The organism is Pseudomonas sp. NY15354, from assembly GCF_048068075.1.
Taxonomy (GTDB): Bacteria; Pseudomonadota; Gammaproteobacteria; order Pseudomonadales; family Pseudomonadaceae; genus Aquipseudomonas; species Aquipseudomonas guariconensis_C.
The window spans coordinates 37,938-60,168 of the sequence record NZ_JBLUPV010000030.1; the positions used below are offsets into that span (position 1 = coordinate 37,938).

Annotated in this window: 18 protein-coding genes; 9 read left to right on the forward strand and 9 right to left on the reverse strand. The window is 63.2% G+C overall.

Features of this window, described 5'->3' with window-relative positions; genetic code table 11:
- Window positions 1–24 precede the first annotated feature (24 nt).
- Together ACNFCH_RS21550 and ACNFCH_RS21555 are read right to left on the reverse strand one after the other, a co-directional pair.
- Complete coding sequence (locus ACNFCH_RS21550) at window positions 25–288, reverse strand: DUF4404 family protein (RefSeq protein WP_043212894.1); 264 nt, start codon at window positions 286–288, stop codon at window positions 25–27.
- A 123-nt stretch (window positions 289–411) separates the two neighbouring features.
- Complete coding sequence (locus tag ACNFCH_RS21555; protein WP_337160108.1) at window positions 412–975, reverse strand: phosphonoacetaldehyde phosphonohydrolase-related protein; 564 nt, start codon at window positions 973–975, stop codon at window positions 412–414.
- Between the two features lie 192 nt (window positions 976–1,167).
- Here ACNFCH_RS21555 and ACNFCH_RS21560 point away from each other — a divergent pair, with 192 nt between their 5' ends.
- On the forward strand, window positions 1,168–1,875 hold the full coding sequence (locus ACNFCH_RS21560; protein ID WP_196164217.1) for a VacJ family lipoprotein: 708 nt from the start codon (window positions 1,168–1,170) through the stop codon (window positions 1,873–1,875).
- Window positions 1,876–1,928: 53 nt separating this feature from the next.
- On the opposite strand, the gene ACNFCH_RS21565 is transcribed toward ACNFCH_RS21560, so the two are convergent.
- Window positions 1,929–2,228, reverse strand: a complete 300-nt coding sequence (locus ACNFCH_RS21565; RefSeq protein ID WP_337160109.1) for a PilZ domain-containing protein — start codon at window positions 2,226–2,228, stop codon at window positions 1,929–1,931.
- A 269-nt stretch (window positions 2,229–2,497) separates the two neighbouring features.
- Here ACNFCH_RS21565 and rssB point away from each other — a divergent pair, with 269 nt between their 5' ends.
- Both rssB and rssC read left to right on the forward strand, forming a co-directional pair.
- Entirely contained in the window at window positions 2,498–3,682 is a 1,185-nt protein-coding gene (rssB, locus tag ACNFCH_RS21570; RefSeq protein ID WP_043212903.1) for a two-component system response regulator RssB, read from the forward strand.
- Window positions 3,679–4,161 (forward strand): anti-sigma factor antagonist RssC, encoded by a 483-nt coding sequence (rssC, locus tag ACNFCH_RS21575; protein ID WP_008099230.1) that lies wholly within the window; start codon window positions 3,679–3,681, stop codon window positions 4,159–4,161. The genes rssB and rssC overlap by 4 nt, the downstream gene beginning before the upstream one ends.
- Window positions 4,162–4,281: 120 nt before the next feature.
- Here rssC and ACNFCH_RS21580 read toward each other — a convergent pair whose 3' ends face one another.
- The 4 genes from ACNFCH_RS21580 to ACNFCH_RS21595 form a co-directional block, all read right to left on the reverse strand.
- Window positions 4,282–6,165 (reverse strand): alkaline phosphatase D family protein, encoded by a 1,884-nt coding sequence (locus tag ACNFCH_RS21580; protein ID WP_416743687.1) that lies wholly within the window; start codon window positions 6,163–6,165, stop codon window positions 4,282–4,284.
- Between the two features lie 121 nt (window positions 6,166–6,286).
- On the reverse strand, window positions 6,287–7,213 hold the full coding sequence (gene tal / locus ACNFCH_RS21585) for a transaldolase (RefSeq protein ID WP_416743689.1): 927 nt from the start codon (window positions 7,211–7,213) through the stop codon (window positions 6,287–6,289).
- A gap of 122 nt (window positions 7,214–7,335) precedes the next feature.
- Window positions 7,336–8,346 (reverse strand): tRNA dihydrouridine(20/20a) synthase DusA, encoded by a 1,011-nt coding sequence (gene dusA / locus ACNFCH_RS21590; RefSeq protein WP_416743691.1) that lies wholly within the window; start codon window positions 8,344–8,346, stop codon window positions 7,336–7,338.
- A 309-nt stretch (window positions 8,347–8,655) separates the two neighbouring features.
- Window positions 8,656–9,336, reverse strand: a complete 681-nt coding sequence (locus tag ACNFCH_RS21595; RefSeq protein ID WP_416743692.1) for a hypothetical protein — start codon at window positions 9,334–9,336, stop codon at window positions 8,656–8,658.
- Window positions 9,337–9,691: 355 nt separating this feature from the next.
- Between ACNFCH_RS21595 and ACNFCH_RS21600 the strand changes: the two genes are divergently transcribed.
- The 5 genes from ACNFCH_RS21600 to ACNFCH_RS21620 all read left to right on the forward strand — a co-directional run bounded on the left by ACNFCH_RS21600 (window position 9,692) and on the right by ACNFCH_RS21620 (window position 16,813).
- Window positions 9,692–10,174, forward strand: coding sequence for a formate dehydrogenase subunit gamma (locus ACNFCH_RS21600; RefSeq protein ID WP_337160113.1), 483 nt, complete (start codon window positions 9,692–9,694; stop codon window positions 10,172–10,174).
- Complete coding sequence (locus ACNFCH_RS21605) at window positions 10,168–11,727, forward strand: formate dehydrogenase beta subunit (RefSeq protein WP_416743694.1); 1,560 nt, start codon at window positions 10,168–10,170, stop codon at window positions 11,725–11,727. Before ACNFCH_RS21600 ends, ACNFCH_RS21605 begins: the two co-directional genes overlap by 7 nt.
- Window positions 11,724–14,609 (forward strand): formate dehydrogenase subunit alpha, encoded by a 2,886-nt coding sequence (gene fdhF, locus ACNFCH_RS21610; protein WP_416743696.1) that lies wholly within the window; start codon window positions 11,724–11,726, stop codon window positions 14,607–14,609. The genes ACNFCH_RS21605 and fdhF overlap by 4 nt, the downstream gene beginning before the upstream one ends.
- Window positions 14,606–14,818, forward strand: coding sequence for a formate dehydrogenase subunit delta (locus ACNFCH_RS21615; protein WP_337160116.1), 213 nt, complete (start codon window positions 14,606–14,608; stop codon window positions 14,816–14,818). Before fdhF ends, ACNFCH_RS21615 begins: the two co-directional genes overlap by 4 nt.
- A 177-nt stretch (window positions 14,819–14,995) precedes the next feature.
- Window positions 14,996–16,813: an ABC transporter ATP-binding protein/permease gene (locus ACNFCH_RS21620; protein WP_416743699.1), complete on the forward strand. Its 1,818-nt coding sequence runs from the start codon at window positions 14,996–14,998 to the stop codon at window positions 16,811–16,813.
- Between the two features lie 6 nt (window positions 16,814–16,819).
- Here ACNFCH_RS21620 and ACNFCH_RS21625 read toward each other — a convergent pair whose 3' ends face one another.
- Together ACNFCH_RS21625 and ACNFCH_RS21630 are read right to left on the reverse strand one after the other, a co-directional pair.
- Complete coding sequence (locus tag ACNFCH_RS21625) at window positions 16,820–18,031, reverse strand: MFS transporter (protein ID WP_337160118.1); 1,212 nt, start codon at window positions 18,029–18,031, stop codon at window positions 16,820–16,822.
- Between the two features lie 144 nt (window positions 18,032–18,175).
- Complete coding sequence (locus ACNFCH_RS21630; RefSeq protein ID WP_416743701.1) at window positions 18,176–19,459, reverse strand: arsenic transporter; 1,284 nt, start codon at window positions 19,457–19,459, stop codon at window positions 18,176–18,178.
- Window positions 19,460–19,858: 399 nt separating this feature from the next.
- Between ACNFCH_RS21630 and ACNFCH_RS21635 the strand changes: the two genes are divergently transcribed.
- Window positions 19,859–22,099: a TonB-dependent siderophore receptor gene (locus tag ACNFCH_RS21635; RefSeq protein WP_416743703.1), complete on the forward strand. Its 2,241-nt coding sequence runs from the start codon at window positions 19,859–19,861 to the stop codon at window positions 22,097–22,099.
- Window positions 22,100–22,231 lie beyond the last annotated feature (132 nt).

Here is a 22,231-nt window from a genome sequence, read left to right on the forward strand (position 1 = left end):
GCAGCCCCGATGCAGGTTTTAGCGTCAGATACCCATGCTATGCAGGTAGTTGGCAATATTGCGCAGCGTGGCGGTCAGGTCGGGGTGGTCGACCTCGAAGCGTTCGATGGCGAGGTTCACACCGTCAACCAGGTTGTTGTCGGGCGTGGCTTCCTCAAGCTTGAGTTGCGCCTCTATCTGTCTCGCTTCTTCGTGCAGGCTGGCCAGTTCTTCGTCCGACAGCGGTACATTCCGATCCAGTTGCTCGCGCAGGCTATTGAGTCGCTCTTGCAGTTCGCGGGCGGGCATTGGGTGTTCTCCCTCTATGGCTTGGCAAGGCATGGACCTTCGCGACGGTGCAAAGGTTCTGGCCTGTCTCCAAGCGTAATCCACCTGCAGGCGCTTTGCATGATCGGTGTCAACGACCCTGTATCAGGGCTTTTCGCCCTTGCGTCGGCGCAGCGCGATGTCCGCCAGGCACGTTTCGAGCGCCTCCAGATGGTCGATCACCGAGTGGACACCGAGGCCGAACAACTCCAGTGTCGCTTTGCCGCGGGCCAGTTCGCGTGCTTGCTCGGTCATCGCCTGCCATTGGCTGGAGCCTACATCGCACGACGGGCTGCTGTTGGCCAGGCCAACGGTCCACAGCCCCGCGTTGAGGCCTGATTGCAGCAGGCGCGGATCGCCGCTGACCAGCACGCTGCCGTCCAGGCGAGCGCTCTGCAAGGTCATCAGCGCCTGCCAGCAGGCATTAGGAGCGGGCCAAGGACAATCATTGACGGCTTGCCCTGGCAGCCAGTCTGGCAACACGTTGGCCAGACGCCTGCCCTGGTTGGCGCTCAGTTCGTCGAGCCATATGCAGGGTACTTGGTGCTTGCGCAGGGCCGAGAGGGTGTCCAGCGCCCCAGGCGTGGGCTGGGGGCTGCCGTTGACTGCCTGGACCAGGCAGCCACGCAGGCCAAAGAGTATGGCGGTGAAGGCGGATGCATCTTCCATGGCAGCGTCCCTCAAATAGTCCGCAGGCTAGTGGGCGCCTGTTACCGCTGGATGACACCGCAACAGTTGTTCACATAATCTTGAATAAAAATGTGTAAAGCTGCTTATCAGCCGATGAGCCTTTATACTGGCGTCTTAATTTTGCAGTGCACTAACGTGCCTGTTGCCGTCAAATCCGATGGAGAAACATCTATGCGTAGGATCGGTGCCGGAGTGATCGAGCGAGTCACCCAGGCCTGTGTCTGCGCCAGCTTGTTGCTGGCGCCCGTGGCAGCCACCCAGGCGGCCACCGAGGAGGATCCCTGGGAGGCGGTCAACCGACCGATCTTCAAGTTCAACGATACCCTCGACACCTATGCCCTCAAGCCATTGGCCAAGGGTTACCAGGCCGTCACCCCACAGTTCCTCGAAGATGGCATCCACAATGTCTTCCGCAACCTGGGCGATGTCACCAACCTGGTCAACGATGTGCTGCAGCTCAAGCCCCATGCCGCGGGCGTCGACACGGCGCGCCTGATCGTCAACACCACGTTCGGCCTGGGCGGCTTCTTCGATGTCGGCACCAAGATGGGCCTGCAGCGCAACGACGAAGACTTCGGCCAGACCCTGGGCTACTGGGGCATCGGCAGTGGCCCCTACGTGGTCATTCCGCTGCTGGGCCCAAGCACCGTGCGCGATGGCCTGGCCAAGTACCCGGACACCTACACCGAACCCTACCGCTATATCGACCACGTGCCGACCCGCAACTCGATCTTCGCCCTGGACGTGATCGACACCCGGGCCAACCTGCTGTCGGCGGAAAAACTGATCACCGGCGACAAGTACGTGTTCATCCGCAACGCCTACCTGCAGAACCGCGAGTTCAAGGTCAAGGATGGGGAAGTCGAAGACGACTTCTGATCCGTGCGGGCATGAAAAAGGCGACCTTCGGGTCGCCTTTTCTCGTTTTGGCCTCAGTGCAGGGCCAGGATGCGCAAACCGAACTTCTGCTGGCCATTGGGTTGATCAGCGATCCACACCACTTCGGTGCTGGCTTCAAGGCCTTTGAGGGCAGGGTGGTCGGATTCGATACGCGTCTGCACCTTGTCACCCACCTTAAAATGTTGCGCGGCCTGGACCTGCATGCCGCCACTGGACAGGTCGAGGCAGACGGCCGAGATCACCTGGCCCGCATGTAGCAGGGTGACGTCGGCATCGATACGCATGCGGATGAAGTCGCGTTTCTCGCTGTGGTTCGTGGGGGTCTGAGGCATGCTGCATCCTTCCCATTGGGTTGCACTGGTCGGCTTTCTTATAACTCCCGGTGATTTGCCCTGTAAAGTGCGGGGAAGTCGACCCTCGCATGGCTTGAAACGCCTGGCGGATGGGAGTACCGTCTGCGCCTTACAAGGCACCTCTGCCAGTTGCCGGGCCAGTTTTCTTGTCCTACAACTCAAGTAGAGAGTTGCCACAGAGTATCCCTGTAGCCGCCGTCCGCCTTGCTGACGTCACTACGCCAACCAATCCGGCGCCGTTCGCCCACATGCAGAAAACCAGTGCAACGCTGCTGATCATCGATGACGACGACGTGGTCCGTGCCAGCCTCGCCGCCTATCTGGAAGACAGTGGCTTCAGCGTCCTCCAGGCCGGCAATGGCCAGCAGGGGCTTCAGGTCTTCGAAGAACACCAGCCCGACCTCGTGATCTGCGATCTGCGCATGCCGCAGATGGGCGGCCTCGAACTGATCCGTCGGATCAGCGAGCGGGCGCCGCAACTGCCGGTGATCGTGGTATCCGGGGCAGGCGTCATGAACGATGCAGTCGAGGCCTTGCGCCTGGGCGCCGCCGACTACCTGATCAAGCCACTGGAAGATCTGGCTGTGCTCGAGCATTCGGTGCGCCGCGCCCTCGACCGTTCGCGCCTGGTGCTGGAAAACCAGCGCTACCGCGACAAGCTCGAAGCCGCCAACCGTGAGCTGGAAGCCAGCCTGCACCTGCTCCAGGAGGACCAGAACGCCGGTCGCCAGGTGCAGATGAACATGCTGCCGGAAAGTCCGTGGACAGCGGGCGATTTGTCGTTCGAGCATCAGATCATCCCGTCGTTGTACCTGTCGGGTGATTTTGCCGACTACTTCCGGGTCGATGAGCGACGTATCGCCTTCTACCTGGCAGACGTCTCCGGCCATGGCGCATCGTCGGCGTTCGTCACCGTATTGCTGAAGTTCATGACCACCCGCTTGCTCTTTGAATTCAAGCGCAGCGGCAAGATGCGTGAGTTCAAGCCCTCCGAGGTGCTCAGCCACATCAACCGTGGGCTGATCAATTGCAAGCTGGGCAAGCACGTGACCATGGTGGGTGGGGTGATCGATGAGGAAACCGGGCTGATGACCTACAGTGTCGGCGGCCATTTGCCGCTGCCGGTGCTCTATACCCCGGGCCAGGCTCGTTACCTTGAAGGCCGCGGCCTGCCGGTGGGGCTGTTCGAAGAGGCCAGTTACCAGGATCAGGTGCTGGAGCTGCCGTCGCGCTTCAGCCTGACCCTGATGTCCGATGGCATTCTGGACCTTTTGCCAGGGGATACACTCAAAGATAAGGAAGCGACCTTGCCGGAAATCGTCAAGGACGCGGGGGGCAGCCTGGATGGGCTGCGCCAACGATTTGGATTGGCTACGCTTGGGGAGATGCCGGATGATATCGCCCTATTGGTGTTGAGCAGGAACCTTGAATGAGTACCGGTAGAATCCAGTTCGCCGAGCAGAGCGGGACCTTTGTTCTGAAGTTCGTCGGTGAAGTGCGCCTGACCCTGTGCTCGGCGCTGGATGCAACGATCGAAAAGATCTTCACCGCGCTGAACTTCTCGGCCATCGTCATCGATCTGACCGAGACCGAGAGTATCGACAGCACCACCCTCGGTTTGCTGGCCAAGCTGTCGATCCTGTCCCGGCAGAAGGTTGGCCTGCTGCCGACCGTGGTCACCACCAACCCGGACATTTCCCGGTTGCTGCAGTCCATGGGCTTCGATCAGGTGTTCAACATCGTCGACCGCCCGGTACCCTGCCCGGAGTGCCTGACCGACCTGCCATCCCAAGACCAGAACGAAGATGTGGTGCGCTCCAAGGTGTTGGAGGCGCACAAGATCCTCATGGGGCTGAACGACTCCAACCGCGAGGCTTTCCACGACTTGGTCAGCGCCTTGGAGCGCACCTGATCCCTACCTCGTATCGATTCTTTCGCGGGTAAACCCGCTCCCACAGGTACATCACAAGCCTCTAGGCGGGTGATACTCCTGTGGGGGTACCCGCGAAGAGGTCGGCAGAAACAGCCGTTGTCACTCCCGCCGCGTAAACTCCGTAGCCTCGCTCCCATTGGCGCTCAGTTGAAACACCCGCGCCGGGCGCCCCTGCTCATCGAAGAACACCTGTCCCAGTCCCGCACCATTCCACAGCCGCTCACCAGCTTGGCTGCGGCTGGGCGTGCGTGGCATCACCTCCATCTGTCGACGTTTGGTGAACCAGTTGAGTGGCGAACGCGGCGCGTAGAGCCAGCGGTTGAGGCGATCCAATACGTCCAGCAGGCGTTTGGGAAACTGGTTCTTGATGCCGCTGCTGGTGATCTGCCACAGGTGCGGGCTGCGCTGACGGTGGCGGATCAACACCTCGTAGACGAACGAATAGTGCACGTCGCCCGACAGGACTACATAGTGCCCTGGAGTACGCGAATGGCTGAAGATGTTGAGGATCACCTGGGCCGCGCCGCGATGGGCCATCCAGTTTTCCGCATCCACCAACAACGGGTAGCCTAGCCAGCTGAACACGCGCTGGACCGTCTCGATCAGCTTGACCCCAAAGATCGGTGCCGGGGAGACGATGATCGCCGAAGGATGGTCCAGCAGTGCCTGTTGCAGTTCGCACAAGGCCTCCCAGTCGAGCAGGCCTGAAGGTTTTTTCAGGCTGCTCTCGCTGCGCCAGCGGCGGGTGCGGGTGTCCAGCACCAGCAGCGGTGGCTGGGTGGGCAGGTTGAATTGCCAGCCCTGAAAGCGCAGTAACTGGTCGATCAGTGCGTCCTGGGTCTGGAGGTCCAGGTGTTGTTGCTGGCGATCGCCCAGGGCCTTGCACGGCTCGATCAACGCCTGGCAACTGTCTGGATCGTTGCCCCAGCCCTGGCAGAGCAGATAGCCAAGCAGCGCATTGCCGATGATCCGGCGCGAGAAGGGATGTCCGTAGGCTGTCTCTTCCCATTGCGCCGAGAGGTTCCAGTCGTCAGTGATGTCATGGTCATCGAAGATCATCAGGCACGGCAGGTGCGCCATTACCCGGGCTACCTGATCGAGGTTGGCGGCGAAGGCTTCGATCTGGGGCAGCTCTTCCTGGTAGCGTGCTTGACGCTTGTCGCTCAGGCCTTCGGGCATGTCCAGGTGTATCAGCGTCCACGGCACGGGTGACCAGACCAGCAGGTACATGGCCATGACTTCGGCGAAGGTCACCAGGTGGTTGTCGGCGTTGCTGCTGGAGAAGATCGGTTTGCGCTTGCCGCCGAAGAAGCGCTCGCGCAAGGTTTCGTTGCTCTCCTGGGCGGGCAGCAGGTCCGCGCGGTGGTAGTAGCTGGCGGGGTGGCGATACAGCGCGGCGCTGTCGGCGACCAAGGCGCCTTCCAGTGTTTCGCCGAACAGGCCCAGGCGTTCTATCAGCGTATGGATGGCGCGTAGCATTGGGCCGGCGACATCGTCGGCATAGACCTGGTCACCGCTCATCAACAGCAGCGCAGGGCGCTCCTGGGGTTGCTGGCACTGTTGCAGAAGCCGGTCCGCACACAGCAGGCCATCGGCCGCTGGGTAGTGGGGCTTGCGGCAAGAACCGTGGAGCAACTGCTCAAGGCGCTCGCGCAGCACGAAGCTTGGGCGTTGGCTGCCGGGGTAGAGCAGGTGAGGGGCCCAGTCGGCGATCCCCTGGCCGCTATCGAGCAGCAGGTCATAGTGGAGGGCCTTGTTGCAGGGCAGCGGCTGGTCGAAGTGGATATCCAGCAGGTGAACGAAGGCCTGGGTGCCGATGGCGATCACCTCGCACGCGAGGTTGGCGGTAGGGGCTGGAAGATCGAGAACGAATGTCGGCTGCAGCGGCTGCGTGGCAACGAGCCAGATGGCCAGGCGTTGAGGCTCCAGCCGACGCAGGACGGGGCCGGCAAGGACAAGGGGAAGTGCGGTGTTCGGTGGCATCGATTGGTTTTCAGTCGTGTGTGCCTGGTCTTTCGCAGGCCAAGCAGTTTGAACGCGCCTCAAATGAAAACGGGCGGAAAATGCTCGGCATCTCCCGCCCGTAGGGCAACCCTGATGTGTATCAGGCTTTGTCAGCCATCAGGGCTTCGAGCTTCTCTTGGTCCCGGGCGAACTGGCGGATGCCTTCGGCCAGTTTCTCGGTGCCCATGGCGTCTTCGTTCATCGCCCAGCGGAACTGGCTTTCGCTCAGGTGCTGCTTGGCTTCACCGGCGTTGCCTGGCTTGAGGATGCGCGGCAGTTGGCCCTGGTCATCGCTCAATTGCTGCAGCAGCTCTGGGCTGATGGTCAGGCGATCGCAGCCAGCCAGTTGCTCGATCTGGCCGATGTTGCGGAAGCTCGCCCCCATCACCACGGTGTCGTAGCCGTTGGCCTTGTAGTAGTTGTAGATGCGCGTCACCGACTGCACACCTGGGTCTTCGGCGCCGACATATTCCTTGCCGGTGCTCTTCTTGTACCAGTCGTAGATACGGCCCACGAACGGCGAAATCAGGAACACCCCGGCATCGGCGCAGGCCTGGGCCTGGGCGAAGGAGAACAGCAGGGTCAGGTTGGTCTGGATGCCTTCTTTTTCCAGCTTCTCGGCGGCGCGGATGCCTTCCCAGGTGGAGGCCAGTTTGATCAGCACGCGATCACGCGGCACGCCGGCCTGCTCGTACAGGCCGATCAATTGGCGCGCCTTGGCCAGCAGCGCAGGTTCGTCGAACGACAGGCGGGCGTCGACCTCGGTGGAGATACGCCCGGGAATGACCTTGAGGATGCCCGAGCCCACGGCCACGGCGAACTTGTCGCAGGCCAGGTCCACATTGCCCTTGGCATCGCTCTTGACCTGCTTGAGCAGGTCCGCGTAACCCGGGATCGCCGCCGCCTTGAGCAGCAGCGAGGGGTTGGTGGTGGCATCGACCGGCTTGAGGCGGGTGATGGCGTCCAGGTCCCCGGTGTCGGCGACCACGGTGGTGAACCGCTTGAGTTGTTCCAGCTTGGAGGTCATGGGCGTGCTCTGTCCTGTGCAATGACTCGACATTACCCGAGCCCCGACGGCCGCTCAAGGGCCGGCGGGGCGGGTCGGGCAGGGGAATGATGGTTCGAGTCGAAAGCGCGCCCCAGGTTCCGTCAGCGGCCTTGCAGCAGCTCGGCGGCCTGGTCGAGGATGGCCAGCGGTTCCGGGGCCTTGTGGATGTCCGCCGACAGCAGTTGGCGGAAGCGTCGGGCACCGGGGAAACCCTGGCCCAGGCCGAGGATATGGCGAGTGATGTGATGCATGGCGCCACCGCTTTCCAGGTGCGCGACGATGTACGGGCGCAGCTTCGCCAGCGCCTCGCTGCGGCTGACCACCGGGGCGGTGCTGGAGAACAGCTGCTGGTCCACTTCGGCCAGCAGGTAAGGGTTGTGATAGGCCTCGCGGCCCAGCATCACGCCGTCGAAGGTCTGCAGATGCGCATGGCACTCTTCCAGCGTCTTGATGCCGCCATTGAGCACCAGTTCCAGATCCGGGAAGTCGGCCTTCAGTTGCGCAGCCACGTCATAGCGCAGCGGCGGGATCTCGCGGTTTTCCTTGGGCGACAGGCCTTCGAGGATGGCGATACGCGCATGCACGGTGAAGCTGCGGCAACCCGCGTCACGCACCTGTCCCACGAAATCGCACAGTTCGGCGTAGCTGTCACGGCCATTGATGCCGATGCGGTGCTTGACCGTGACCGGAATATCCACCGCATCGCGCATGGCCTTGACGCAATCAGCCACCAGCGCCGGATGCCCCATCAGGCAGGCGCCGATCATGTTGTTCTGCACCCGGTCGCTCGGGCAGCCAACGTTGAGGTTGACCTCATCGTAACCTGCATCCTCGGCCAGCCGCGCGCACGCCGCCAGCTCCGCCGGCACGCTGCCACCCAGTTGCAAGGCCAGCGGGTGCTCGGATTCGTCATGGCGCAGGAAGCGATGGGCATCGTTGTGCAGCAATGCACCGGTGGTGACCATTTCGGTGTAGAGCAGGGTGTGCTTGGAGAGCAGGCGCAGGAAGAACCGGCAGTGACGGTCGGTCCAGTCCATCATCGGTGCAACGCTGAACCGGCGGGACGGCTCGGGCCTTACAGTGCTTGGATTCGAGGGTGATTCTATGGGCATGTGAGTCTACGGCAAGGATCAGAGCAGGAAAAAGGCCGATGGCGCGGTCAGTGACTTCGCTAGATCGGCCTTCAAAAAGTTGCCCCAGTTTACCAAGAGTGGTGCCTGTTCGCCTGACTCACTGATGGTGGGTAGTCAGTGGTGGTGCGAAATGGGTTCACGCGAGGGCCAGGCAGTGCGGGCAAGTGGAGTCGCTGGAGTACATGAGCATTCCGAGCCCCGTTTCAATGCAACAGGTCACCAATCCATCGTGTCGTCACCGAAAATTGACTCTTCACCCGGCGTTTTTGCCGGCTCCGCGACCATGGATCAAACGAGATATACCGGAGAGGCAACGGGTCTGATGAAGCCGAGTGGGCTCAACTGAATCCCATGAACCTGCCATAGCAAATCGTTGTGAGGCTGGTACGTATAGAAATCCCCGGGGACGACTCGGGCTTCAAGCGCCGAGGTCGGGCCAGAGTGGGTGTAAGTCTTATCGCTGATCGTTTTCACGACAAATGTCGATTGCCCGTCCGGCAAACTATAAAGAGCACGGTACAGGACATAGTCGTCTTCATTGTCGACCGTGATGCGGGAGCACTTGGAGGCAAACAGGGCCAGGTCGTTCTCTATTCCGTCTTCGGGGGTTAGTGGGGGAATGGAGTGGCTGGTGACTTCTGTTGGATGGTCGTGGGCAAAAACTTGCTTCTCCCAAACGAACTGATAGTTGTCATCATTGATGAAAATATCCAGTTCGGTGGCATGGTCGAAAGCGCTTTGAGCCGATTCCACGGTACCGTAGTACTCGTCCCCCTGATCGTTACGGATATAGATTGTGGCTCGGTCATCACCGACCAGCCGAATGAACCGCGCGCTGACGGTATAGTTCTCCCCGTCATGATAAAAGGCACTGTTTACAGATGCTTGAAGTAGCTTTCTAACATCTTCAACGATGACTCGTGATTTACCAAAACCAACTCGTTCGTGTTTCACGCTGTTGTCATGCATGGTGTTACTCCTTCAGTGAAGTTCCACCTTAGCGCTTAAGGACTTTTCGCGAGTCTCGCAGCTATGACAGTTGACCGGCAGTCAGCGATCTGGTGACTGCATGGGTTGTCTGCGTGCTGCGAGAATCATGCAGCGTCCTCAGGTCGGTTTCAGAATGCGCCCTGTCGCTTGGGCGCAACCCTCCGGCGCCAGGGGTGCCATGCTTGCAGGATGCCTACGGACCCACTGCGCGCAGACGCAGGGCCTAGGTACGGAGGGCGCCCGATGACCATGTGACCGTGACATGGACGGTGCGCCGCAGCAGAAGACGCCGGACGCTTGCCCTGCAGCGGTCCGTGATGCCGAGGTCCGCTGTATGCCTGACGAGACGCTTCACCTGCCATTGATCCAGCGCGTGCTGGAGCGCTACAAGGACACCGACGGTGCCTTGCTGCCGATCCTCCATGCCATCCAGGAAGACGTAGGCTACGTGCCTGACGACGCCGTCCCTGAAATCGCCCATGCCCTCAACCTCAGCCAGGCCGAGGTGCGCGGGGTGATCAGCTTCTATCACGATTTTCGTACCTCGCCCCCGGCACGCCATACCTTGCGCTTGTGCCGGGCCGAGTCCTGCCAGAGCCGAGGCGCCGAGGCCCTGGCCGCGCAATTGCGCGAGCAACTGGGCCTGGATGACCACGGCACCACCGCCGATGGCGCCATCAGCCTGCGCCCTGTGTACTGCCTGGGCGCGTGCGCCTGTTCGCCAGCCCTGGAACTGGACGGGCAACTGCACGCGCGCCTGACCCCTGAGCGCCTGCGGGCACTGGTCAACGGCTGCCGGGAGGAAGAAGCATGCTGAAGCTATTCGTTCCGTGCGATTCGGTCGCCCGCGCGGTCGGCGCCGACCAGGTCGCCGACGCACTGGCCCGCGAGGCCGAACGCCGGCAGGTGCCGGTGGAGATTCAACGCACCAGTTCTCGTGGCCTCTATTGGCTGGAGCCGCTGGTCGAAGTGGAACATGCCGGTGAGCGTCTGGGCTTTGGCCCGGTCACGGCTGAGGATGTATCGAGCCTGCTGGATGCCTTGGTGGGCGAGTCTGGTGGTCATGCGTTGGCCCTGGGGCCAGTGGTCGAGATTCCTTACCTCAAGACCCAGCAGCGCCTGCTGTTCGCCCGTGCGGGTGTCACCCGGCCGCTGTCGCTGGACGACTACCGCGCCCATGGCGGCTTCGAGGGCTTGGCCCGCGCGGTGACGCTCGAGGGTGCGGACGTGGTCGCGGACGTGCTCGACTCCGGCCTGCGTGGCCGTGGTGGCGCGGCATTCCCCGCCGGTATCAAGTGGCGCACCGTGCGTGGCGCGCAGGCTGCGCAGAAGTACGTGGTCTGCAACGCCGACGAAGGCGATTCCGGCACCTTCGCTGACCGAATGCTGATGGAGGGGGACCCCTTCCTGCTGATCGAAGGCATGGCCATCGCCGGCCTGGCCGTTGGTGCCACCAAGGGCTACATCTACGTGCGCTCGGAATACCCGGATGCGATCCGGGCGCTGAATGCGGCCTTCGACATTGCCCGCGCGGCAGGCTACCTGGGCGATGACGTCGCCGGCAGTGGCCTGGCCTTCGACCTGGAAGTACGGGTCGGCGCTGGCGCTTATATCTGCGGCGAGGAAACCGCGCTGCTCGAATCCATCGAGGGCAAGCGTGGCATCGTGCGCGCCAAGCCGCCGCTGCCGGCCCTCGAAGGCCTGTTCGGCCTGCCAACCTTGGTGCACAACGTACTCACCTTGGCCTCGGTGCCGGTGATCCTGGCCAAAGGCTCCGCGTTCTATCGGGACTTCGGCATGGGGCGCTCGCTGGGCACCATGCCGTTCCAGTTGGCCGGCAACATTCGCCACGGTGGCCTGGTGGAGCGCGCCTTTGGCCTCACCCTGCGCGAGCTGGTGGAAGGCTACGGCGGTGGCACTGCCAGTGGTCGGCCGCTCAAGGCCGCGCAGGTCGGTGGTCCTTTGGGCGCTTGGGTGCCGCCGAGCGGCTTCGACACTCCTCTGGACTACGAGGCCTTCGCCGCCATGGGTGCGATGCTGGGCCACGGCGGCGTGGTGGTGGCAGACGACACGCTGAACATGGCCAGCATGGCCCGCTTCGCGCTGCAGTTCTGCGCCGAGGAATCCTGCGGCAAATGCACCCCTTGCCGGATCGGCTCGACCCGCGGCATGGAGGTGGTGGACCGGCTGATCGCCAGCACCGACATGGCCGAGCGCGAGAACCAGGCGCTGTTGTTGCGCGATCTGTGCGACACCCTGCAGTACGGCTCGCTCTGCGCCATGGGCGGGATGACCTCGTACCCGGTGGCCAGTGCCCTCAAGTATTTCCCTGCCGACTTCGGTCTGACCACCACGGAGGCCGCCCAGTGATCAATTTCTTCGACCCCGCCAACGACCTCGACCTGGGTACGCCTGCGCGCGAAAGCGAAGTGCAAGTCAGCCTGGTCATCGATGGGCGTGATATCAGCGTGCCCGCAGGCACCTCGGTGATGCGCGCCGCGGCCTTGCTTGGTACCACCATTCCCAAACTGTGCGCCACCGACAGCCTGGAAGCCTTCGGCTCCTGCCGCATGTGCATGGTCGAGATCGAAGGTATGCGCGGCTACCCGGCCTCGTGCACCACGCCGGTGAGCGAAGGCATGGTGGTGCGGACCCAGACCTCGCGCCTGGCCGATCTGCGGCGCAATGTCATGGAGCTGTACATCTCCGACCACCCGCTGGACTGCCTGACCTGTTCGGCCAACGGCAACTGTGAGCTGCAGACCGTTGCTGGCCAAGTGGGCCTGCGCGAGGTGCGTTATGGCTATGACGGCGCCAACCACCTGGAGGAGAAGAAAGACGTCTCCAACCCGTACTTCGACTACGAGCCGAGCAAGTGCATTGTCTGCAGCCGCTGCGTGCGCGCCTGCGAAGACATCCAGGGCACCTTCGCCCTGACCATCACCGGGCGCGGTTTCGAGTCCCGCGTGGCGGCAGCCGGTGGTGACGACTTCCTCAGCTCCGAGTGCGTATCCTGCGGCGCCTGCGTGCAGGCCTGCCCGACCGCGACGTTGAGCGAGAAGAGCTTGATCCAGCTGGGCCAGCCAGAACGTGCGGTGATCACCACCTGCGCCTACTGCGGCGTGGGCTGTTCGTTCCGTGCCGAAATGAAAGGCGACCAGCTGGTGCGCATGGTCCCGGACAAGAACGGCGGTGCCAACCACGGCCACGCCTGCGTCAAGGGCCGCTTCGCCTGGGGTTACGCGACCCACCCGGATCGCGTCACCAAGCCGATGATCCGCAAGCACATCAATGACCCGTGGCAGGAAGTCAGCTGGGACGAGGCGGTCAACTATGCCGCCAGCGAGTTCCGGCGTATCCAGCTCAAGCATGGGCGCGACTCCATCGGCGGGATCACCTCCAGCCGTTGCACCAACGAAGAAGCCTACCTGGTGCAGAAGCTGGTGCGCGCTGCTTTCGGCAACAACAACGTCGACACCTGCGCGCGGGTGTGCCATTCGCCGACCGGCTATGGCCTCAAGCAGACATTGGGCGAGTCCGCCGGTACCCAGAGCTTCGATTCGGTGATGCAGGCCGACGTGGTCCTGGTGATCGGTGCCAACCCCACCGACGCTCACCCGGTGTTCGGCTCCCAGCTCAAGCGTCGCCTGCGCCAGGGCGCGCGGTTGATCGTCATCGACCCACGGCGCATCGACCTGGTGGATTCGCCTCATGCCCGCGCCGAGCTGCATCTGCAACTGCGTCCGGGCACCAACGTGGCCATGCTCAACGCCCTGGCCCATGTGATCGTCACCGAAGGCCTGGTTGACCAGCCGTTCGTCGATGCCCGCTGCGAGGCGCAAGACTTCGTCCGCTGGCGTGATTTCGTCAGCCTGCCGGAAAACGCCCCCGAGGTGCTTGGCCCGGTGTGCGGCGTGCCTGCCGAGCAGATCCGCGAGGCTGCCCGGTTGTACGCCACCGGCGGCAATGCGGCGATCTACTACGGCCTGGGCGTCACCGAGCACAGCCAGGGCAGTACCGCGGTGATGGGCATCGCCAACCTGGCCATGGCCACCGGCAACGTCGGCCGCGAAGGCGTGGGCGTGAACCCGCTGCGGGGGCAGAACAACGTTCAGGGCTCCTGTGACATGGGCTCGTTCCCCCACGAGCTGCCCGGTTACCGGCACATCTCCAACGAGACCGTGCGCGCCGAGTTCGAGCAGGCCTGGGGCGTGACCCTGCAGCCTGATCCTGGCCTGCGTATTCCCAACATGTTCGAGGCGGCCCTCGATGGCAGCTTCAAGGCCCTTTACTGCCAGGGTGAGGACATCGCCCAGAGCGACCCCAACACCCAACACGTCACCGCGGCCCTGATGGCCATGGAGTGCGTGGTGGTGCAGGACATCTTCCTCAACGAAACCGCCAAGTTCGCCCATGTGTTCCTGCCGGGCAGTTCGTTCCTGGAGAAGGACGGCACCTTCACCAACGCCGAGCGCCGCATCTCGCGGGTGCGCAAGGTCATGGACCCGCTGGCCGGCAAGGCCGACTGGGAAGCCACCGTCGCCCTGGCCAACGCCCTGGGCTATCGGATGGACTATCGCCATCCGTCCGAGATCATGGACGAGATCGCGCGCCTGACGCCGACCTTCCACCGGGTCAGCTATGCCGAGATCGACCGCCACGGCAGCCTGCAGTGGCCGTGCAACGACGCCGCGCCCGATGGCACCCCGACCATGCACATCGACCAGTTCGTGCGAGGCAAGGGGCGCTTCATGCTCACCGGTTATGTGCCCACCGACGAGAAGGTCAACAGCCGCTTCCCGCTGTTGCTGACCACTGGCCGCATCCTCAGCCAGTACAACGTCGGCGCGCAGACCCGACGCACCGGCAACGTCGCCTGGCACGCCCAGGACCAGTTGGAGATCCACCCAACCGACGCCGAGGCCCGTGGCATCAGCGATGGCGACTGGGTAGGCGTGGGCAGTCGGGCAGGGCAGACCGTGCTGCGCGCCAAGGTCAGTACCCGCGTGGCACCGGGGGTGGTGTACACCACCTTCCACTTCCCTGAGTCTGGCGCCAACGTGATCACCACCGACAACTCCGACTGGGCCACCAACTGCCCTGAATACAAAGTGACGGCGGTGGAGATAGTGAAAGTGTTCCATCCCTCGGAATGGCAGAAGCGCTACCAGGCGTTCAGTGACGAGCAGCATCGGTTGCTCAAGGAGCGTCGCCAGGCCGAAAAATCCGAGACAGCCGAGGTGCGCCGATGAGCGGCCATGACAGCCTGGTCAAGATGGCCAACCAGATCGCCCAGTACTTTGCCAGCGAGCCTGACCGGGCGCTGGCGGTGCAGGGGGTGAGACAGCACCTGCAGAGCTTCTGGACGCCGGCGATGCGTCGGCAGTTGGGGGAGCGCGTGCAAGCCGATGCCGAGGGGGTGGATCCGTTGGTGAAAGAGGCGCTGCAGCAAGCGGCGTGATGCCGTAGGCGAGCAGGGCTGCGTTGCAGCCCGATCGTGGGACACGTCGAGGCGTCGTTCGGTGCCCTGAGGTGTCCCGCGATTGGGACCTGGTAAACATGAAAAGTCCGTCATGGATGCCAGATAAATCGTCGGGGAATGCTACGCTCGCAAAAACCTCGCAATGGATACCCCGCTATGGACATGAACTGGCACCAGGCCCTGCAAGAGAGCCTGAGCTGGCTCGCAATCGCTTCCATCGTCACCCTTATCGGTTTCACCGCCGCTGGCGCCCTGGCCGTGCGCTTTACCCGGTGGGGGCGTCAATTCTGGTCCCTCGCCGGGCCTTACTTCAGTTTCAGGCGCAGTTGGCGGCCACTGTTGGTGTTCGCACTGCTGCTGGTGCTGACGCTCTTCTCGGTGCGCCTGAACGTGCTGTTCTCGTTCTGGTACAACGGCTTCTACAGTGCCTTGCAGGCCCTGGACCAGACAGCCTTCTGGTACCTGCTGGGCGTGTTCGCGGTGCTGGCCACGATCCATGTGCTGCGCTCGCTGTTCACCTACTACGTCACCCAGGCGTTCAACATCCATTGGCGTGTCTGGCTCACCGAGCGCCTGACCGCGGACTGGATGCAGGGCGATGCCTACTACCGCGGGCGGTTTCTCGCCGAGCCGGTGGACAACCCTGACCAACGTATCGAACTGGACGTCAATGCCTTCGTCACAGGTTCCGTGTCCCTGGCCCTGGGCGCGGTCAGTGCGCTGGTTTCGTTGGTGGCATTCACCGCCATTCTCTGGGGGCTTTCGGCGCCACTGATGGTGGGCGGGGTGGAGATCCCCCGGGCGATGGTGTTTGCGGTGTATCTGTATGTGATCGTCGCCACCTGGATCGCGTTTCGCCTGGGGCGGCCGTTGATCCGTCTGAACTTCCTCAACGAAAAACTCACCGCGAACTTCCGTTATGCCCTGATGCGCCTGCGTGAAAACGCCGAGAACATCGCCTTCTACCAAGGTGCGCAGGTCGAGCGGGGAACGTTGCTGGGACGCTTCGGCGCGCTGATCGTCAACGTCTGGGCGTTGGTCTATCGGAGCCTGAAGTTCAATGGCTTCAACCTGGGCATCAGCCAGGTCGCCGTGGTGTTTCCGTTCATCCTCCAGGCGCCGCGATTCTTCAGCGGGGCAATCAAGCTCGGGGATGTGATGCAGACCTCCCAGGCGTTCGGCCAGGTTCAGGATTCGCTGTCGTTCTTCCGTGAGTCCTACGACACTTTCGCCCAGTACCGCGCCACGCTTGATCGTCTCACCGGGTTTCTCGACGCCAACCAACAGGCCAGCACGTTACCGCGCGTCACCACGCAGGAGCAGGCCCAAGCGTTGGATATCGCTGGCTTGCAGGTGTTGCGCCCGGACGGTCATGCGCTGATCGCCGACCTGAATCTGCGCCTGCGTGCCGGCCAGGCGCTGTTGATCAAAGGGCCTTCGGGCAGCGGCAAGACCACTTTGCTGCGCGCCCTGGCTGGCTTGTGGCCCTACGCCGAAGGCGAGGTCAGGCGGCCGCTGGGCAACCAGGCGTTGTTCCTGTCGCAGCGCCCATACCTGCCGTTGGGTGATCTGCGTACCGCGATCGCCTATCCCGCGCCAGGGACACCCGCAGACGATGGGCGCATGCAACAGGCCCTGCGCCAGGTCAACCTGGCTCATCTGGTCGAGCGCCTGGATGTCAGCAATGACTGGTCGAACATTCTCTCGGTGGGCGAGCAGCAGCGCCTGGCCTTCGCGCGGTTGTTGTTCAATCGGCCACAAGTGGTGTTCCTCGACGAGTCCACCTCGGCCATGGACGAAGGCCTGGAGCATGCGCTGTATTCATTGCTGCGCACCGAAATGCCTGACACCTTGCTGGTCAGTGTCGGACACCGCAGTACGCTGGCGACGTTCCATACCCACCGCTTGGAAATGGACGGGCAGGGCGGTTGGTCGCTGCTCGAACAGCAGCCGACCCAGGACGTGCTGGCCTAGCGAGGCTCAAGCCCCGCCGCGCAGCAGCGCCACCCCCGCGAGGGTGGCGCTGGCGAACGCGGCGCCGACCAGAAACGTGGCCTGGTAGCCGGCCCCATCCCACAGCAGCCCGGCCATCACGCTGGCAATCAGCAGGGCCACGCCCGACAGCAGGTTGAACAGGCCGAACGCTGTGCCGCGCAGGTTCGCCGGCGCGCTGTCGGCGATCAAGGCACTGAAGATGCCTTGGGTGAAGCCCAAGTGCAGCCCCCACACCAACACCCCCACTGCCAGCCCGGCCCAGCCCGGCAACAAGGCCAGCGCCAGGTCGGCGGCAATCAGCAAGCCCAGCCCCATCATCAGCACGCCCCGGCGACCGACGCGGTCCGACAGCGCGCCAGCGGGGTAGGCCGACAGCGAATAAGCCAAGGCCATCAGCACCAGCACCGCCGGTGCCCAGAGCGGCGCCAGGCCCATGTCCTGAGCGCGCAGCAGCAAGAACGCCTCGCTGAAGCGCGCCAGGGTGAACACCATGACCAGGCTGATCAACCGCCAGTAGGCCGGGCCCAAGCGTGCCAGCTCGGCAATTGCCAATGGCGAGCGCGCCGCTCGCCCCCGGCCAGGGGCCTCGGGTTCGCGGACAAAGACAATAAGCACGAAGACCGCGAGAAACGCCGGAATCACCGCCACCCAGAACACCGTCTGGAAGTGGCTCGCGGTCAGCCACATCAGCACGATCGCCAGCAACGGCCCGAGAAAGGCGCCTACGGTGTCCAGTGTCTGGCGCAGGCCAAAGGCCGCGCCACGCAGCTCAGGCGGTGTGACATCGGCGATCAATGCATCACGCGGTGCACCACGAATGCCCTTGCCGATGCGGTCGACAAAACGCGCCGCGGTCAGCCACTCCAGACCGGAGGCCAAGGGGAACACCGGTTTGGTCAAGGCGGCCAGCCCGTAGCCCAGCACGGTGAGCAGTTTGCGTTTGCCCAGCCAATCGCTGAGGGCTCCGGAAAACACTTTGGTGATCGACGCCGTCGCCTCGGCCACCCCCTCGATGAACCCCACCGCCACCACCGATGTGCCCAACACTGACACCATGTACAGCGGCAGCAAGGCGTGGATCATCTCCGACGAGATATCCATGAACATCGAGACGAAGCCCAACGCCCAGACGCTGCGGGGGATGCTCGGTAGTGTCCTGTGGGGAGGGGATGACTCGAAGTTGCCAGCGCCATTCATCGTGGACCTCGGAATCCGTGTCGCGCCGGAATGGACGCGACCGTATTCACTGTAGGCCATGGGGACTGGCGATTGAGATAACGTGAGCGGCCAAGCTGCAGGTGCGCTGCAACGTGGGCCGTCGTCACCGCAGGACTTTCGGGTTCATAAGCTCAGCCGCAGGGCCAATGCCGAGAGGGTGACAAACAGCACAGGCAGGGTCAGCAGGATGCCGACCTTGAAGTAGTAGCCCCAGGTGATGCGCATGCCCTTGCGCGCCAGCACATGCAGCCATAGCAGGGTCGCCAGGCTGCCGATGGGAGTGATCTTCGGGCCAAGGTCGCAGCCGATGACGTTGGCATAGATCATCGCCTCGCGCACCACGCCTTGCGCTTCGCTGGCATGGATCGACAGGGCGCCGATCAGCACGCTGGGCAGGTTGTTCATCACCGAGGAGAGCAGCGCCGAGACCAATCCCGTGCCCAAAGTAGCGGTCCACAGGCCTTGGGCGGCCAGGCGGTCGAGCAGGGTGGTAAGCGAGTCGGTCAGCCCGGCGTTGCGCAGGCCATAGACCACCAGGTACATCCCCAGCGAAAACACCACGATCTGCCAGGGCGCTTCGCGCAGCACGCGGCGTGTGGCGATCACATGACCGCGGGCGGCCACAACGAACAGCACGGCGGCGCAGGCCGCTGCCACGGCGCTGATGGGAATGCCCAACGGCTCGAGGACGAACAGGCCGGCCAGCAGGCCGATCAGCACCAGCGCGCCGACGCGGAAGGTGGCGCGGTCACGGATGGCCATTGCGGGCGGCTTGAGATCGTCGAGCGCGTAGTGCGCCGGGATATCCCGCCGAAAGTACAGGAACAACACCAGCAAGGTGGCGAGCACCGCCGCGATATTGACCGGCAGCATCACCGACGCGTAGGCCGAGAAGCCCAGGCCGAAGTAGTCGGCCGAGACGATGTTCACCAGGTTCGACACCACCAGCGGCAGGCTCGCGGTATCGGCAATGAAGCCTGCTGCCATCACGAAAGCCAGCGTGGCGGCGGGGGAGAAGCGCAAGGCCATCAGCATGGACATGACGATCGGGGTGAGAATCAAGGCGGCCCCATCGTTGGCGAACAGCGCTGAAACCGCCGCTCCCAGCAGCACGATGAAAACGAACAGGCGTCGGCCGTCGCCGCGTGCCCAGCGGGCCACGTGCAGGGCAGCCCATTCGAAGAAGCCCGCTTCGTCCAGCAACAGGCTGACGATGATGATGGCAATGAAGGTGGCGGTGGCGTTCCAGATGATCGCCCAGACCGTGGGAATGTCCTGTAGTGACACAGCGCCTACCAGCAAGGCGAGTACGGCGCCGAGGCTGGCGCTCCAGCCAACGCCCAGGCCTTTGGGCTGCCAGATGACCAAGACCAAGGTGAACAGAAAGACAGCGGCGGCAGCTAGCATCGTGCGCGCTCCTCGGCAGCAGGTGGCGCGCCGGTGGTTTCGTCTGCCAGGCGCTGGGAAATAGGGGTAGGCGTAAGCATGGAGCAGTGATCGATTGAGATATACGGAAAAACAAATATATGGAATTTCATATATTCAGGCAACGACCTTGCCGCGCGAACTGGCCGATCGTGATACCCCACAGCAGAGCGGGTGATCCCGTGATAGAGCCATCGCCTGCGACATTTGAAAGTTCCTCGGCAATCTGTAAATTTCGTAAATAAGATTTAAACTCATTTGAGAATCATTATATTCAGCCTCCCTGTGGACCCGGCAACTTGCCTGTAGGTCGGTGGGCGAGGGCTCGTCGGCTGGCTGGCCGGGTCGTGCCTTTGCCCATGAACCGCAGGAGATGTGCCCATGCAACCCAGAACCTCACCCCATAGCCTGGCCCTGGCCTTCGTCGCGCTGGCCTCGCCAGCCATGGTGGCGACATCGGCCCAAGCCGAGGAGAAGCCGGCCGGTGAGGTGCTGGAAGTGCCGGTCGACAGCAACGCGCTGGTGATCCAGGACACCTTGGTCACCGCCGAGCGCGAGGCGCGCCAGGCGTTGGGTTCGTCGATCATCACCGAGGAGGACATCAAGCGCCATCCACCGGCCAATGACCTGTCCGAGCTCATCCGCCGCGAACCAGGGGTCAACCTGACCGGCAACAGCGCCAGCGGCGCGCGCGGCAACAATCGCCAGATCGACCTGCGCGGCATGGGGCCGGAAAACACCCTCATCCTCATCGACGGCAAGCCTTCCAGCGCCCGCAACTCGGTGCGTTACGGCTGGAACGGCGACCGTGACACCCGTGGCGAGACCAATTGGGTGCCGGCCGAGGCCGTCGAACGCATCGAGATTCTGCGCGGCCCGGCTGCGGCGCGTTATGGCTCCGGTGCCATGGGCGGCGTGGTGAACATCATCACCAAGCGCCCCACCGATGAGTTCAAGGGCAACGTCAGCCTGTTCACCCAACTGCCCCAGGACAGTGCCGAAGGCGCCAGTCGCCGAGCCAACTTCAACCTCAGTGGAGGCCTGACCGAGAACCTGGGCTTTCGTCTCTATGGCGGCCTGGCCAAGACCGATGCCGACGACCTGGACATCAACGCCGACCACGCCAACAGTGCCCTGGTGGCTGGCCGGGAGGGCGTGCGCAACAAGGACATCAACGGCCTGCTGAGCTGGAAGCTCAACGACGAGCACCGCCTCGAACTCAGCGCTGGCTACAGCCGCCAGGGCAACATCTTTGCCGGCGATACCATGAACAGCAACGGTGGCGGCAACCTTGAGCTTATGTCCGACTTGTACGGCCATGAGACCAACGTCATGCAGCGCGGCACCTATGACCTGACCCACCTGGGCGATTTCACCTGGGGTACCAGCAAGACCGTGCTGGCCTATGAGTACGTGCGCAACTGGCGCCTGAACGAAGGCCTGGCCGGCAGCGTCGAAGGCGCGCCCAATGACGCCGGCTCGGCCATGTCGCGCCTGCGCAACACGCGCTTGAGCAGCGAGGTGAACCTGCCGTTCGCCATGGGCAGCACCGAGCATGTGCTGACGCTCGGTGGCGAGTACCTCTATGAATCGCTCAACGACCAGGGCTCGTTCCGTCCGCAGAGCTTCGACCCCAGCGGCTCTGGCGACAACACGATCATCGGCTTCGACCGCAGTGACACCAAGATGACCGCCCGCAGTTATGCGTTGTTCGTCGAGGACAACATCATCGTGGGTGACACCACCATCACCCCGGGCCTGCGCTTCGACCACCACGAGACCTTCGGTGACAACTTCAGCCCGAGCCTGAACCTGTCGCACAAGCTGACCGACGCGCTCAGTGTCAAAGGCGGCATCGCCCGTGCGTACAAGACCCCGAACCTGTACCAGTCCAACCCCAACTACCTGCTCTACAGCCGCGGCAATGGCTGCAGCACGCAACAGGCCAACTCCGGTGGCTGCTACCTGCAGGGCAACGACGACCTCAAGCCTGAGATCAGCGTCAACAAGGAAATCGGTCTGCTGTATGACCGAGGCACCTGGCGCACCAGCGCGACGTACTTTCGCAACGACTACCAGAACAAGATCATCGGTGGCACCGACGTGGTCTACGACATCAATGGCGGGCGCCGCGTGACCCAGTGGGAGAACGCCGGCAAAGCGCGGGTGGAGGGGATCGAGGGCAACTTCTTCATGGAGCTGACGCCGAGCCTGGACTGGAACACCAACCTGACCTGGATGCTCGACAACGACAATCGCGAAACCGGCGAGCCGCTGTCGGTGATTCCCGAGTACACGGTCAACAGCACCCTCGACTGGCGCGCGACCGACAAACTGTCGTTCCAGGTGGCGGGCACCTACTTCGGCAAACAGAAGTCGCCGACCTACAACTACCGTACCCAACAGGACTACGACAAGACTGCCCAGCAGGATGTGGACGCCTACGGCCTGGTGGATGTGAGCGCAGGCTACAAGTTCAACGCCAACTATGACGTGCGCGTGGGCGTGAACAACGTCTTCGACAAGCAGATCCTGCGCGGCGGCAATGCTAGCAGCTCGGGGGCTAACACTTACAACCAGCCGGGGCGTGCGGTGTTCGCAGCGCTGAATATCTCGTTCTGACGCGCAAGGGGCCGCTGTGCGCCCGATCGCGGGGCACGCCCGCTGCTGGTCAGACAGCCCCTGCGATTGCGGCTCACGCACAACCTGTAGGAGCGGCCTTGCGTCGCGATGGGCTGCGCAGCAGCCCCTCAT

Bases quoted from the DNA above. Each gene is read 5' to 3' on its own strand.
- ACNFCH_RS21600 (WP_337160113.1), top strand. From the start codon at position 9,692: ATGCCTGACGAGACGCTTCACCTGCCATTGATCCAGCGCGTGCTGGAG.
- ACNFCH_RS21565 (WP_337160109.1), bottom strand. From the start codon at position 2,228: ATGCCTCAGACCCCCACGAACCACAGCGAGAAACGCGACTTCATCCGC.
- ACNFCH_RS21580 (WP_416743687.1), bottom strand. From the start codon at position 6,165: ATGCCACCGAACACCGCACTTCCCCTTGTCCTTGCCGGCCCCGTCCTG.
- ACNFCH_RS21620 (WP_416743699.1), top strand. From the start codon at position 14,996: ATGGACATGAACTGGCACCAGGCCCTGCAAGAGAGCCTGAGCTGGCTC.
- ACNFCH_RS21605 (WP_416743694.1), top strand. From the start codon at position 10,168: ATGCTGAAGCTATTCGTTCCGTGCGATTCGGTCGCCCGCGCGGTCGGC.
- rssB (WP_043212903.1), top strand. From the start codon at position 2,498: ATGCAGAAAACCAGTGCAACGCTGCTGATCATCGATGACGACGACGTG.
- ACNFCH_RS21630 (WP_416743701.1), bottom strand. From the start codon at position 19,459: ATGCTAGCTGCCGCCGCTGTCTTTCTGTTCACCTTGGTCTTGGTCATC.
- ACNFCH_RS21560 (WP_196164217.1), top strand. From the start codon at position 1,168: ATGCGTAGGATCGGTGCCGGAGTGATCGAGCGAGTCACCCAGGCCTGT.
- tal (WP_416743689.1), bottom strand. From the start codon at position 7,213: ATGACCTCCAAGCTGGAACAACTCAAGCGGTTCACCACCGTGGTCGCC.
- rssC (WP_008099230.1), top strand. From the start codon at position 3,679: ATGAGTACCGGTAGAATCCAGTTCGCCGAGCAGAGCGGGACCTTTGTT.
- ACNFCH_RS21595 (WP_416743692.1), bottom strand. From the start codon at position 9,336: ATGCATGACAACAGCGTGAAACACGAACGAGTTGGTTTTGGTAAATCA.
- ACNFCH_RS21555 (WP_337160108.1), bottom strand. From the start codon at position 975: ATGGAAGATGCATCCGCCTTCACCGCCATACTCTTTGGCCTGCGTGGC.
- ACNFCH_RS21635 (WP_416743703.1), top strand. From the start codon at position 19,859: ATGCAACCCAGAACCTCACCCCATAGCCTGGCCCTGGCCTTCGTCGCG.
- ACNFCH_RS21625 (WP_337160118.1), bottom strand. From the start codon at position 18,031: ATGAATGGCGCTGGCAACTTCGAGTCATCCCCTCCCCACAGGACACTA.
- ACNFCH_RS21615 (WP_337160116.1), top strand. From the start codon at position 14,606: ATGAGCGGCCATGACAGCCTGGTCAAGATGGCCAACCAGATCGCCCAG.
- ACNFCH_RS21550 (WP_043212894.1), bottom strand. From the start codon at position 288: ATGCCCGCCCGCGAACTGCAAGAGCGACTCAATAGCCTGCGCGAGCAA.
- dusA (WP_416743691.1), bottom strand. From the start codon at position 8,346: ATGCCCATAGAATCACCCTCGAATCCAAGCACTGTAAGGCCCGAGCCG.